We start from the raw sequence: 12,855 nt of genomic DNA on the forward strand, positions 1-12,855 counted from the left end.
TTACAAAAATTTAATTGTTTCGATTTAAATAGTACATTTGATTTTAAAATATTTTGAAATGGAAAATAAATTGGATTACATAAACATAAATAAACAAACTTGGAACAATAAAACCGATGTTCATATTGCGTCTGAATTTTATGATATGCAAGGTTTTTTAGACGGAAAATCAACTTTAAATTCAATTGAATTAGAATTACTTGGTGATATAACAGGAAAACGTATTTTACATTTACAATGTCATTTTGGTCAAGATACGATGACATTTTCGAGAAAGGGTGCAAAAGCAACTGGTGTTGATTTGTCTGATAAAGCTATTGAAAGAGCACGAGAATTTGCATCAAAATTGAATTTAGATACCACATTTGTATGTTGTGATATTTATGATGCTCCAAAGTTTATTGATGAAAAATTCGATATTGTTTTCACAAGTTATGGAACTATTGGGTGGTTTCCTGATTTAGATAAATGGGCAAAAGTTATCTCACATTTTTTAAAACATGATGGAAAATTTATAATGGCTGATTTTCATCCTATTGTTTGGATGTTTGACAATGATTTTAAGGAAGTTTTTTATAACTATTTCAATGTCGAGCCAATTATTGAAGACGAATCTGGAACTTATGCTGATAAAGAAGCTGAACTTTCAACACAAACAATGACTTGGAATCATCCAACTTCTGAACTATTAAATTCATTAATAAACAATGGTTTACAGATAAATTGTTTCAATGAATATGATTATTCGCCATACAACTGCTTTAATGAAACTGAAGAATTTGAACCTAATAAATTTAGAATAAAACATTTTGGAAATAAAATTCCAATGGTTTATTCTATACATGGAACTAAAAAATAATATTTATCTTTGCCAAATGAGAATAGATATTATCACTTTATTACCTGAATTACTTAGAAGTCCATTTGAAGCATCAATTATGAAACGTGCTATTGATAAAGGATTAGTAGAAGTAAATTTTCATAATTTAAGAGACTACACTACTAATAAACAGAAATCAGTTGATGATTATCCATTTGGAGGTGGTGCAGGCATGGTGATGATGATTCAACCTATTGATGCTTGTATAGCCCATTTGAAAAGCGAAAGAACTTATGATGAAATCATATATATGTCTCCTGATGGAGAAACTTTAAATCAAAAGATGGCAAACACTGCATCAATGTATGAAAACATTATAATCTTATGCGGACATTACAAAGGAGTTGACCAACGAGTAAGAGACCATTTTATTACTAAAGAAATTTCAATTGGTGATTATGTTTTGAGTGGTGGCGAAATTGGAGCAATTGTTTTCTGCGATGCTATAATTCGTTTAATACCAGGCGTATTATCTGATGAAACTTCGGCACTAACAGATAGTTTTCAAGACGGACTTCTATCGGGACCTATATATACAAGACCTGCTGACTATAAAGGATGGAAAGTTCCAGAAGTATTAACGAGTGGTCACTTTGCTAAAATTGACAAATGGAGAGAAGATATGGCGTTTGAGCATACAAAAAATAGACGACCTGATTTATTGGAAGAATAGTTTTTTTAAATATTTTTCAATTTATAATTCATAATTCATAATTTATAATTAATTTTGCACCCACATTTGACCAACCTCTGGCGAAAACCGTGAATGTTGCTCAGATTTTAAACCATAATTAGCATTAAAAATGGCAAATTTAGTAGATTTCGTTAATAACGAATTATCAACAAAAAAAGATTTCCCTACATTCGGAGCTGGTGATACTATCACTGTTTACTACGAAATTAAAGAGGGTGAAAAAACTAGAACTCAGTTTTTTAAAGGAGTTGTTATTCAAAGAAAAGGAGCTGGTATCACTGAAACTTTTACAATCCGTAAAATGTCTGGTGCAGTTGGTGTAGAACGTATCTTCCCAGTTAACATGCCTGCTTTACAAAAAATTGAATTGAACCAAAGAGGTAAAGTTAGAAGAGCTCGTATCTACTACTTTAGAGAACTTACTGGTAAAAAAGCAAAAATCAAAGAAAGAAGAAGATAATTCTAAACTTTCTATCAATAAAAAAAGCTTCGATAATATCGAGGCTTTTTTTATGCAAAAAAAATAACCCTAAATTATCAAATTCATAATTTAAGTTCTTTAAAATATCAAATTCATAAATCAATCGATTTCGTAGCTGAACTATAATAAAATTAACTACTTATTCTTATATTTGTTACCGCGAATTTTTATAAAAACAAACAACAAAACATTATACATTATGGCAAAAATTAAAGTAGCCAATCCAGTAGTTGAATTGGATGGCGATGAAATGACACGAATTATTTGGAGTTTCATTAAAGAACAACTAATCCTTCCATATCTAGATTTAGATATCAAATACTACGATTTAGGAATTGAAAGCAGAGAAGCAACTAAAGACCAAATTACAATTGACTCTGCTGAAGCAATTAAAAAATATAATGTCGGTATTAAATGTGCTACTATTACTCCAGATGAAGAGCGCGTAAAAGAATTCAATCTTTCTGAAATGTGGAAATCTCCAAACGGAACCATCCGTAATATCGTTGGTGGAACTGTTTTCCGTGAACCAATTATTATGAGTAATGTACCAAGATACGTTCAAGGTTGGACTAAACCAATTGTTATTGGTCGTCACGCTTTTGGAGATCAATATAAAGCGACTGATAAAGTTATAAAAGGAAAAGGTACATTGACCATGTCTTTCACTAATGAAGCTGGTGAAACTACAGAATGGAAAGTTTATGACTTTAAAGGTGATGGTGTAGCAATGTCTATGTATAATACCGATGAAAGTATCTATGGATTTGCTCATTCTTCTTTTCAAATGGCTTTGACTAAAAAATGGCCTTTATATCTTTCTACAAAAAATACAATTTTGAAAGCTTACGATGGAAGATTCAAAGATATTTTTGAAGAAGTGTATCAACAACATTACAAAGTTGATTTTGAAGCTAACGGAATGACTTATGAGCACAGACTTATCGATGACATGGTTGCTTCTGCAATGAAATGGAATGGTGGTTTTGTTTGGGCTTGCAAAAACTATGACGGAGACGTTCAATCGGATACAGTTGCACAAGGATTTGGTTCATTAGGATTAATGACTTCTGTATTAGTAACTCCAGATGGAAAAACAGTTGAAGCAGAAGCAGCACACGGAACAGTAACTCGTCATTATCGTCAACACCAACAAGGAAAAGCAACTTCTACAAACCCAATTGCATCTATCTTTGCTTGGACAAGAGGTTTAGAACACAGAGGTAAATTAGACGGAAACCAAGAGTTAATTAATTTCTGCAACAAGCTTGAAGAAGTTTGTGTCGAAACTGTTGAAAGTGGTAAAATGACTAAAGATTTAGCTATGTTAGTAAAACCAGAGGGATTAACTTCTGCAGATTACTTAACTACAGAAAATTTCTTAGCAGCTATCAAAGAAAATTTAGATAAAAAATTAGCATAATTTTCTAAATTAGAAATAAAAAAGACGACCAATAGGTCGTCTTTTTTATTTATTCTCCTTCTCTTCTTCTAAACCTTTTTTCTTATATACTTTTATGGTTGCGCGATAACCTTCATTCAATCCCCAAAACTGTTCTGTTATCATTTTACCATTTCCATCAACAAATGAAAACTGTCCAGTATTTGGGAATGACAAGCCTATATTGAGTGCTTCAATTTGAATTACATTTAAACCTTCCTTCAAAACATAATCATATCTTTGATAGCCAGACTCTAAATCAATTACTTTAGTAACTATTTCACCATTTAACCAAATTCTAACTAAATCACCATCAATGGCACTATAATCTCTTGCAGAAATCTTAATTTCATTTGTATAAACTGTATATTCTCCAAGAAAAATATCGCTATTTAAAATTTCTCTTGAAATTCCTTCTTGAGCCATTTTAGCCTGCACTTTTTCAGTGTAAATTTCAGAAACACTTCTTACTTCATAGGTTTTTGGAGTTTCTACCTCACCTACTTTAGGTAATTTAGGCAAACTTCTCAATAATATGTCATCCTCCTTTTTAAAATATTGACTTTCAAATTTTATTTCTGGTGTAACTGTAGTAGGAGGAGTTTCTGGTAAAATAGCTTTCTTCTTTTTAGCTTTGTCTGGCATCGCACTAATATTTACCTTTCTTTTAGTTTGCTCAAATTGTGCATGAGAACTAAATGAAAAACAAATTAAAAATACTACAAAAAAAACAATCCTTACCATATCTAATTAAAGTGTAAATATATTCAAAAAAGAAATACCCTTTTTTAATTATTAACCATACATTAACATTCGTTACGCAACAACAAGCCTAATAAATTATCAAATTTGCAAAACTAAATCAAAGACTATGCCTTTCAATAGATTATTATCAATATTTCTGTTTATTCTTACCTCAATGTCAAGTTTTTCGCAAGAAAAATTTACCATTAGTGGGACCATTTCAGATAAAAAAAATAATGAAACTTTAATAGGTGTAAACGTTATTGTAAAAGGAACCAAATCATCAGCAATTACCAATGAATATGGCTTTTATTCACTTACACTTCCCAAAGGCGATTATGAAATAAGCATCAGTTACATAAGCTATGAAACTATTGAAGAAAAAATTTCATTAAATCAAGACATAAAAAAAAATTACAGTTTAATTGAAAGTGGCGAATTGTTACAAGAAGTCGTTATAAAAGAAAAAGTTGGTACAAATACTAGAAAACCTGAAATGAGTGTCAACAAAATGTCAATTACTACAATAAAACAGATGCCAGTTGTATTGGGAGAAGTAGATATTATTAAATCCATATTATTTCTTCCAGGCGTAACAAATGCTGGCGAAGGACAATCGGGTTTCAATGTTAGAGGTGGTGGAGCTGACCAAAATTTAGTACTTTTGGATGAAGCAACTATCTATAATTCTTCACACCTATTTGGATTTTTCTCTGTTTTTAATCCAGATGCAATTAAAGATTTAAAATTATATAAAGGTGGTGTTCCATCAAGATTTGGTGGAAGAGCATCATCCGTTTTAGATATTTATCAAAAAGACGGAAACAGCACAGGCTTTCATATGAATGGCGGTATTGGTTTAATATCGAGTAGATTACTTGCTGAAGGCCCAATTGTAAAAAACAAAGGTTCTTTTATTGTTGCTGGTCGTGGCTCTTATGCTCACTTATTTCTGAAACTATCTAACAATGAAAATTCAGCTTACTTTTATGATCTAAATACCAAATTAAATTATAAACTAAACAAAAACAACAACTTATACCTTTCTGGATATTTTGGTAGAGATGTTTTCTCATTAAATCAAAGCTTTACAAATACCTACGGTAATTCAACATTAAATTTGCGTTGGAACCATTTATTTTCAGACCAATTATTTTCTAATTTGTCTTTGATTTATAGCGATTATTATTATGGACTTAACTTAGATTTTGTTGGCTTTAATTGGGATTCTGGTATAAAAAATTATAACATTAAATATGATTTCAAATATTATTTATCTGATAAAATTAAAATGAATTTTGGTGCCAATGGTATTTATTATGATTTCAACCCAGGAACTATTGAACCATCTAGAAGTGATTCTGGAATTAACTTTAGACAATTGGAAAAGAAGTTCGCTTTCGAACCAGCTTTTTATGTTGGAGCCGAACAAAAGCTAACAGACAATATCAATATTGAATACGGATTAAGATATAGTTTATTCTATCGTTTAGGAAATTCTACTCAAAATATTTATGCTAACAATCAAGCAGTAACTTTTGATAATGATTTAAAAATCTATGAAAAAGCAACTCCAATTGGAACAGAGTTTTATGGTAAAAATAAGGTAATTGCGGATTTTAATAATTTAGAACCACGTTTTTCTGTTGCTTACGAATTGGATGAAAACAAATCAGTTAAAGCTAGTTATAACCGAATGGTTCAGTATTTACAATTAGTTACTAATACCGCTTCACCTACTCCATTGGATGTTTGGACACCTAGTGATAATTTCATCAAACCACAAATAGCTGATCAAATAGCTGTTGGATATTTTGCGAATTTTAAAGAAGATGCTTATTCTCTCGAAGTAGAAAGTTTTTTCAAAAAAGTAAAAAACAGAATGGATTACATCGATGGTGCCGATTTAATTGCAAATGAAGCCATCGAACAAGTCATCCTTAATGGTGAAATGCGTTCTTATGGTCTAGAAGTAATGTTCAAGAAAAATACTGGTAAATTTAACGGTTGGATTTCTTATACACTTTCACGTTCCGAACAAAAAACTCCAGGAAGAACTGCAAATGAAACAGGAATCAATAATGGAAATTGGTACCGTTCTGCTTACGATAAAACCCATAATGTGGCAATTACAAGTTCCTATAAATTAAATAAAAAATGGAATTTTGGTACCAACTTTGTACTTCAAACTGGTCAACCTGTAACGTATCCAAACGGACAATATACTTATCAAGGAATTACTGTTCCAAGCTATGGTTTACGTAATGAAAACAATTTACCTTTATATCATCACTTAGATATTTCTGCAACATTAACTCCTAAAAGAAGTGACAATAAACGTTGGAAAGGCGAATGGGTTTTTAGCGTTTATAATCTATATGCAAGAAAAAATGCTGCTTCAATAAGTTTTAGACAGAATCAAGATTCAGGACAAAATGAAGCCATAAAATTATCTATTTTCGGAATTGTTCCTGCAGTTTCTTACAACTTTAAATTCTAACAAAATGAAAAATATAATTTACATTTTAACTTTACTATTTTTTGCAAGTTGCGAAGACAAAGTCAATATAGATTTAGATACTGCCAATCCAAAATTGGTTATTGATGCCAATATTTTATGGCAAAAAGGAACTATCGGAAACGATCAAAAAATAAAACTTACTCTTACAACAGATTATTATAGCAATACAATACCTGTTGTTTCTGGAGCAGTTGTTTTCGTTAAAAATAGTTCTGACACTGTTTTCAATTTCTTAGAAATTCCAAATACTGGCGAGTATGTTTGTTCAAATTTTGTTCCTGTTATTAATGAAAACTATACTTTAACCATTCAATATTCAGGACAAACCTATACTTCAACCGAAAAATTGTTAGCAACACCAACCATTGATAGCACACAACAAACTACAGTACAAGGTTTTGGAGGAGATGAAATTCAAGTAAAATTTTTCTATCAAGACAATGGATTAGAAGATAATAACTATTTAATTGGAGTAAAAAACTCGGAAAAATTATTACCTGAATTTGGAGTTATTAAAGATGAGTTCTTTCAAGGAAATCAAATGTTCGGATTTTACACTGATAGTGATTTAAAATCTGGTGATGTTCTAAGTTTTAGCTTGAAAGGAATTTCAATTCGCTATTTCAACTACATGAACAAATTATTAAACATTGCTGGAAGTGCAGGAGGAAGTCCATTTGCAACTCCACCAGCAACATTGAGAGGAAACATCATAAACCAAAGCAACCAAGACAATTATCCATTAGGTTATTTTCATTTATCAGAAATTGACACATTAAATTATACTGTTCAATAGAAGTACGAAGTTAGAAGTACAAAGTTAGAAGTAAAATATTTTGAAAAAAAAGTTTATTTTTGAAAACAAATACACGCCAAAATGACAAATGATTTAAAACAAAGAACAAGAAAATTTGCAATTGATTGTATGTTATTATGTACAAAGCTGCCTAAAACAAGAGAATACAATGCTTATGTAAATCAACTCATTAGATGTTCAAGTTCGGTAGGAGCAAATTATAGAGCATCGCAAAGAGCTAAATCTAAAGCAGATTTTATTAATAAATTGAAAATAGTTGAAGAAGAAGTTGATGAAAGTAATTTTTTTCTTGATCTACTTTATGAAATATCCAAAATTGAAAACCTAAAATTAAATAACGAATTTCATCTATTATTAAAAGAATCAGGAGAATTATTAGCTATTACAATAGCGTCAATTAAAACAACAAGAAATAATTCTATAAAATAACTTCGTACTTCTAACTTCGTAATTTGTACTTCAGAAATGTCATCACATCATATAGTTCGCGACGATCAAGAACCTGCATTAATTATTGCAAATGGAGCATCGTGTAGTTTTGAACTCTTAGGACAATTATTAGAATGGTCGCCAATAGTTGTAGTTTTAGATAACGCCATTGACAGAGTTTTACAATTGGACATAAAAATTGATGTGCTTTTAGGAGATTTTGACGATGATTTTAATCCAGAAATTTATAAAGAGAAACAGTTTCCGCTAGAAATTGTTCACACTCCAAATCAAGACAAAACCGATTTAGAAAAAGCATTTGATTATTTAATTGAAAAAGGTCACAAAGCAGTAAATGTGGTATGGGCAACAGGAAAACGTGCCGATCATACTATTACAAATATCACGAATATTGTTGGTTATAGAAACAAATTAAAAATTGTAATTCTTGACGACCATTCTAAAGTGTTTTTATTACCTAATAAATTTGAAAAATGGTATACTAAAAATACTCCGATTTCATTAATTCCAATCGGAAAAGTAAGGGGAATTACAACACAAAATTTATTCTATCCTTTAACTAATGAAGAGCTTACCATTGGATACAGAACAGGAAGCAGCAACCATGTAACAGAAGATGGAATTGTAAAAATCGAACATTCTGATGGCGATTTACTATTGATGGAATGTTTTGATTAAATACTAAAGTTTAATTCCCAACAACGCATCTCGAATAATATTGTAATGCGTCCAAGGTATAAAATGGTCGGCATTTTTAATTGATAATGTATCTACTTTCTTGGAATTTATAAATTCATCTTGCATAAATTTCATATTAGAATAAGGAACTAATCTATCTTTTGTTCCATGAATAATCACAACATTAGAAACTATATTCTTCAAATTAGATTTCATTGTTTTTAAATCTTCTTTTAACCAACATAATTCATCGTTTGAAGGTCGCAAAGCTCCTGGTATCAAATATCTTAGTGGCTTTTTCATGATAAAAGACCGCCAAACTTCCGGATTTTCAGCTTTTGGATCGATTGAACCCGAAATAATAACTAATTGTTGGAATTTTTTTGGATTATTTTCAGCTAATTTTGTTATAACTGGTCCGCCCATCGAATGACCAACAAGAATAATTGGTTTATTATTAGCAACTTTTTCAATAAAATCAAATATAATTTTCGATTGAACTTGTAGATTTTCTGCAGTTCCAAAATCACTAAACCCAAATCCTGGCCTATCAATAGCAATCATTCTATACTTTTTCAACAGCAACATATCTTTCAAATATTCTTTATAGGCATCCCAACTTCCAGGCGAACCATGAATAAAAAATAAAGTAGGAAAATCTTTTTGACCTGTTTGAATATAATGAACGTTATGCTCATCTAACTTTATAATAGAATCAGTAAATTCAATTTTTGAAGTTGTAAAAAAGACTTTCGTTTTTTTACTACTCATTCGCATTTTCATACAAGATTGACAAATAATCAAATAGGAAATCATAACAATGTAGAGAATATAACGCTTTCTAAATTTGATTTCCTTCATGACTATTTTTTATTTTATTATCTTATAAAAGTAAGGTATTTTTTCCTATATTTGATATAGAGAAATGACAAAATGAAGAACAAAACAATCACAGAAAAAACTACATTACATCCAAGAAATCAACATAGATTTAGATACGATTTTGAAAAATTAATTTACAATTATCCTATTTTAAAAAATTATATTTTCGTCAATGAACACGATATTGAGACTATAGATTTTGCAAATCCTGAAGCGGTAAAAGCATTAAACAAAGCTATATTAATTTCAAATTACGGAATTGAATATTGGGAAATTCCTAAAAATTATTTGTGTCCGCCAATTCCAGGAAGAGCTGATTATATCCACTATTTAGCTGATTTATTAGCAGATTCAAATAACAAAATCATTCCTGAAGGTGAAAATGTAATTGGTTTAGATGTTGGCATTGGAGCCAATTGTATTTATCCAATAATAGGAAATCATGAATACCAATGGAGTTTTGTAGGAACTGATATCGATGAAAATGCACTTCAAAATTGCAAAAAAATCATTGGAAAAAATCCACATTTGATTGAAGCCATCAGTTTACAATTGCAAGTGGAACCAAGATTTATTTTTAAAAATATTATCCTTCCAGAAGATAAATTTGCTTTTACAATTTGCAATCCGCCATTTCATTCATCGCAAGAGGAAGCAACTAAAGTTTCTTTACGAAAAGTAAATAATTTGGAAGATACTAAATCAACTAAGCCAGTTCTAAATTTTGGTGGTCAAAACGCAGAACTTTGGTGCACTGGTGGCGAAATTGGTTTCATAACTCAAATGATTTATGAAAGTGTAAAATATCCTTTGCAAGTTTTTTGGTTCACTTCTTTAGTTTCCAAAAAAGATAATTTACGAAGCATTTACAAAACTTTAAACAAAGTTGGAGCAGTTGAAATTAAAACGGTAGAAATGGCTCAAGGACAAAAAATAAGTCGTTTTGTAGCTTGGACTTTCTTGAGCGAAAAACAACAGAAAGAATGGAAGTTTTCTGCTGAATAACTATCAAACTTTGTAACTTTGCTCTTCTGAAATTTTGCCAAAAATGAAATTCCAAGTAATCTCTTCCTACGAACCTACAGGCGACCAGCCACAAGCCATTGAAAAACTTTCAAATGGAATTCTCAATGGCGAAAAATACCAAACGCTATTAGGAGTTACAGGTTCGGGAAAGACATTTACCGTTGCCAATGTAATTCAAAATGTAGAAAAACCTACATTGGTTTTGGCGCACAACAAAACATTAGCGGCACAATTATATTCAGAATTTAAGCAGTTTTTTCCAAATAATTCGGTACAATACTTCGTTTCTTACTACGATTATTACCAGCCAGAAGCATTTATTCCTGTAACTGGAACTTATATTGAAAAAGATTTATCCATCAATGAAGAATTAGAAAAACTTCGTTTAAGCACTACTTCTGCCCTACTTTCTGGACGCCGTGATATTATTGTAATTTCTTCTGTTTCTTGCCTTTATGGAATTGGAAATCCAGTAGAATTTCAGAAAAATGTGGTTTCTGTTCAAAAAAATCAAGTGATTTCTCGAACCAAATTATTACACAAATTAGTTCAAAGTTTATATTCAAGAACCGAAGCCGAATTCACTCCAGGAAATTTCAGAATTAAAGGCGATACTGTCGAAATCTTCCCAAGTTATGGCGACGAACCTTTTAGAATTCACTTTTTTGGCGATGAAATTGAAGAAATTGAAGCCTTTGATGCCAGAAGTTCACAAGTTTTAGAAAAATACGAAAAACTAAATATCTATCCAGCAAATATGTTTGTGACTTCACCTGATGTTCTACAAGCGGCCATTTGGGATATCCAACAAGATTTGGTAAAACAAGTCGATTATTTCAAAGAAATTGGCAAACATTTAGAAGCAAAACGATTGGAAGAACGCACCAATTTCGATTTAGAAATGATTCGAGAACTAGGGTATTGCTCCGGAATTGAAAACTATTCTCGCTATTTAGACCGACGTTTACCTGGAACACGACCTTTCTGTTTGTTGGATTATTTTCCAGACGATTTCTTGATGGTTGTTGATGAAAGCCACGTAACGATTTCGCAAGTACATGCTATGTATGGTGGCGATAGAAGTCGAAAAGAGAATTTGGTTGAATATGGTTTCCGTCTTCCTGCGGCCATGGACAATCGTCCGTTGAAGTTTGAGGAATTTGAATCCATGCAAAACCAAGTCATTTATGTTTCAGCAACTCCAGCCGATTATGAATTGCAAAAATCAGAAGGAATTTATGTAGAACAAGTTATTCGTCCTACAGGTTTATTAGATCCAATTATAGAAGTACGTCCGAGTTTGAACCAAATTGACGATTTAATTGAGGAAATTCAGCAGCGTTGTGAAGTAGATGAACGCGTTTTAGTTACCACTTTAACCAAAAGAATGGCTGAAGAATTGACCAAATATTTGACGAAAGTTGCCATTCGTTGCCGTTACATTCACTCCGATGTTGATACACTAGAACGTGTGGAAATCATGCAAGATTTACGTAAAGGTTTGTTTGATGTCTTAATTGGTGTAAACTTACTTCGTGAAGGTCTAGATTTACCCGAAGTTTCATTAGTTGCTATTTTGGATGCCGACAAAGAAGGATTTTTAAGAAGTCATCGCTCACTTACACAAACTGTTGGTCGTGCGGCTCGAAACGTTAACGGAAAGGCTATTATGTATGGCGATAAAATCACGGCATCGATGCAAAAAACCATTGACGAAACGAACTACCGTCGTGAAAAACAAATGAATTATAATACCAAACACGGTTTAGAACCAAAAGCTTTAAATAAAAGTTTGGGAAGTGCTTTAGCAGGAAATTCGGTTTCAACACAATATTATGAAAACCAAGTTTTAAAAGCTGCCGAACCTGAAAGTTTGTACTTATCAAAACCCGAAATTGAAAAGAAAATCCGTGAAGCAAAAAAAGCTATGGAAAAAGCAGCCAAAGAATTAGACTTTATGCAAGCTGCTAAATATCGAGATGAAATTAAAGCCTTGCAAGAAAAAATATAAATTAGTACAAACAACTACTTTAACAACCAAAATATCATGCTGCAAAGGGACAGAAACCAATGGAGTATTATTAAAAGATACACTAGTACTTTTTTGCAAAATAACTTTTAGTTTTGTAGATTTGAATAAAATACGCAATCGAATGGCGCTAATCCTACCCAATTTGGGTGTATTAGGATGATAACGTCAGACTCATACACTAGTTGTGCGTCATTGTACCGAAAAACCGG

Annotated in this window: 12 protein-coding genes; 10 read left to right on the plus strand and 2 right to left on the minus strand. The window is 31.2% G+C overall.

Translation table 11 applies throughout. The features are described from left to right. Window positions 1-58 precede the first annotated feature (58 nt). The 4 genes from ABD771_RS09205 (at window position 59) to ABD771_RS09220 (ending at window position 3,478) form a co-directional block, all read left to right on the plus strand. The gene (locus ABD771_RS09205) at window positions 59-859 is read left to right on the plus strand and encodes a class I SAM-dependent methyltransferase (RefSeq protein ID WP_345093809.1); all 801 of its coding nucleotides are present in this window, start codon (window positions 59-61) and stop codon (window positions 857-859) included. Between the two features lie 16 nt (window positions 860-875). After that, window positions 876-1,553: a tRNA (guanosine(37)-N1)-methyltransferase TrmD gene (gene trmD, locus ABD771_RS09210; RefSeq protein ID WP_345093811.1), complete on the plus strand. Its 678-nt coding sequence runs from the start codon at window positions 876-878 to the stop codon at window positions 1,551-1,553. 130 nt (window positions 1,554-1,683) lie between these two features. Continuing rightward, window positions 1,684-2,034 (plus strand): 50S ribosomal protein L19, encoded by a 351-nt coding sequence (gene rplS / locus ABD771_RS09215; RefSeq protein ID WP_345093813.1) that lies wholly within the window; start codon window positions 1,684-1,686, stop codon window positions 2,032-2,034. Between the two features lie 220 nt (window positions 2,035-2,254). Further along, window positions 2,255-3,478, plus strand: a complete 1,224-nt coding sequence (locus ABD771_RS09220; protein WP_345093815.1) for an NADP-dependent isocitrate dehydrogenase — start codon at window positions 2,255-2,257, stop codon at window positions 3,476-3,478. A gap of 45 nt (window positions 3,479-3,523) precedes the next feature. Here the strand turns inward: ABD771_RS09220 and ABD771_RS09225 are convergent, their stop codons facing one another. Then, window positions 3,524-4,240: a hypothetical protein gene (locus ABD771_RS09225; RefSeq protein WP_345093817.1), complete on the minus strand. Its 717-nt coding sequence runs from the start codon at window positions 4,238-4,240 to the stop codon at window positions 3,524-3,526. Window positions 4,241-4,367: 127 nt separating this feature from the next. Here ABD771_RS09225 and ABD771_RS09230 point away from each other — a divergent pair, with 127 nt between their 5' ends. From ABD771_RS09230 to ABD771_RS09245, 4 genes are all read left to right on the plus strand, one after another. Beyond that, window positions 4,368-6,740, plus strand: a complete 2,373-nt coding sequence (locus ABD771_RS09230) for a TonB-dependent receptor (RefSeq protein ID WP_345093819.1) — start codon at window positions 4,368-4,370, stop codon at window positions 6,738-6,740. A 4-nt stretch (window positions 6,741-6,744) separates the two neighbouring features. After that, complete coding sequence (locus tag ABD771_RS09235) at window positions 6,745-7,557, plus strand: DUF4249 family protein (RefSeq protein ID WP_345093821.1); 813 nt, start codon at window positions 6,745-6,747, stop codon at window positions 7,555-7,557. Window positions 7,558-7,638: 81 nt separating this feature from the next. Continuing rightward, on the plus strand, window positions 7,639-8,007 hold the full coding sequence (locus tag ABD771_RS09240) for a four helix bundle protein (protein WP_345093824.1): 369 nt from the start codon (window positions 7,639-7,641) through the stop codon (window positions 8,005-8,007). A 36-nt stretch (window positions 8,008-8,043) separates the two neighbouring features. Next, window positions 8,044-8,706, plus strand: coding sequence for a thiamine diphosphokinase (locus ABD771_RS09245; protein ID WP_345093826.1), 663 nt, complete (start codon window positions 8,044-8,046; stop codon window positions 8,704-8,706). A gap of 3 nt (window positions 8,707-8,709) precedes the next feature. Here the strand turns inward: ABD771_RS09245 and ABD771_RS09250 are convergent, their stop codons facing one another. Then, window positions 8,710-9,567, minus strand: a complete 858-nt coding sequence (locus ABD771_RS09250) for an alpha/beta fold hydrolase (RefSeq protein WP_345093828.1) — start codon at window positions 9,565-9,567, stop codon at window positions 8,710-8,712. A gap of 72 nt (window positions 9,568-9,639) precedes the next feature. Between ABD771_RS09250 and rlmF the strand changes: the two genes are divergently transcribed. Then, window positions 9,640-10,593 (plus strand): 23S rRNA (adenine(1618)-N(6))-methyltransferase RlmF, encoded by a 954-nt coding sequence (gene rlmF / locus ABD771_RS09255; protein WP_345093830.1) that lies wholly within the window; start codon window positions 9,640-9,642, stop codon window positions 10,591-10,593. Window positions 10,594-10,636: 43 nt separating this feature from the next. Continuing rightward, complete coding sequence (uvrB, locus tag ABD771_RS09260) at window positions 10,637-12,625, plus strand: excinuclease ABC subunit UvrB (protein WP_345093832.1); 1,989 nt, start codon at window positions 10,637-10,639, stop codon at window positions 12,623-12,625. Window positions 12,626-12,855 lie beyond the last annotated feature (230 nt).

The sequence above is a fragment of the Flavobacterium chungnamense genome (genome assembly GCF_039539165.1).
Classification (GTDB): domain Bacteria; phylum Bacteroidota; class Bacteroidia; order Flavobacteriales; family Flavobacteriaceae; genus Flavobacterium; species Flavobacterium chungnamense.

What these genes read in the sequence shown, in the direction of transcription:
- ABD771_RS09205 (WP_345093809.1), top strand. Translation starts at nt 59, where the DNA reads ATGGAAAATAAATTGGATTACATAAACATAAATAAACAAACTTGGAAC.
- trmD (WP_345093811.1), top strand. Translation starts at nt 876, where the DNA reads ATGAGAATAGATATTATCACTTTATTACCTGAATTACTTAGAAGTCCA.
- rplS (WP_345093813.1), top strand. Translation starts at nt 1,684, where the DNA reads ATGGCAAATTTAGTAGATTTCGTTAATAACGAATTATCAACAAAAAAA.
- ABD771_RS09220 (WP_345093815.1), top strand. Translation starts at nt 2,255, where the DNA reads ATGGCAAAAATTAAAGTAGCCAATCCAGTAGTTGAATTGGATGGCGAT.
- ABD771_RS09225 (WP_345093817.1), bottom strand. Translation starts at nt 4,240, where the DNA reads ATGGTAAGGATTGTTTTTTTTGTAGTATTTTTAATTTGTTTTTCATTT.
- ABD771_RS09230 (WP_345093819.1), top strand. Translation starts at nt 4,368, where the DNA reads ATGCCTTTCAATAGATTATTATCAATATTTCTGTTTATTCTTACCTCA.
- ABD771_RS09235 (WP_345093821.1), top strand. Translation starts at nt 6,745, where the DNA reads ATGAAAAATATAATTTACATTTTAACTTTACTATTTTTTGCAAGTTGC.
- ABD771_RS09240 (WP_345093824.1), top strand. Translation starts at nt 7,639, where the DNA reads ATGACAAATGATTTAAAACAAAGAACAAGAAAATTTGCAATTGATTGT.
- ABD771_RS09245 (WP_345093826.1), top strand. Translation starts at nt 8,044, where the DNA reads ATGTCATCACATCATATAGTTCGCGACGATCAAGAACCTGCATTAATT.
- ABD771_RS09250 (WP_345093828.1), bottom strand. Translation starts at nt 9,567, where the DNA reads ATGAAGGAAATCAAATTTAGAAAGCGTTATATTCTCTACATTGTTATG.
- rlmF (WP_345093830.1), top strand. Translation starts at nt 9,640, where the DNA reads ATGAAGAACAAAACAATCACAGAAAAAACTACATTACATCCAAGAAAT.
- uvrB (WP_345093832.1), top strand. Translation starts at nt 10,637, where the DNA reads ATGAAATTCCAAGTAATCTCTTCCTACGAACCTACAGGCGACCAGCCA.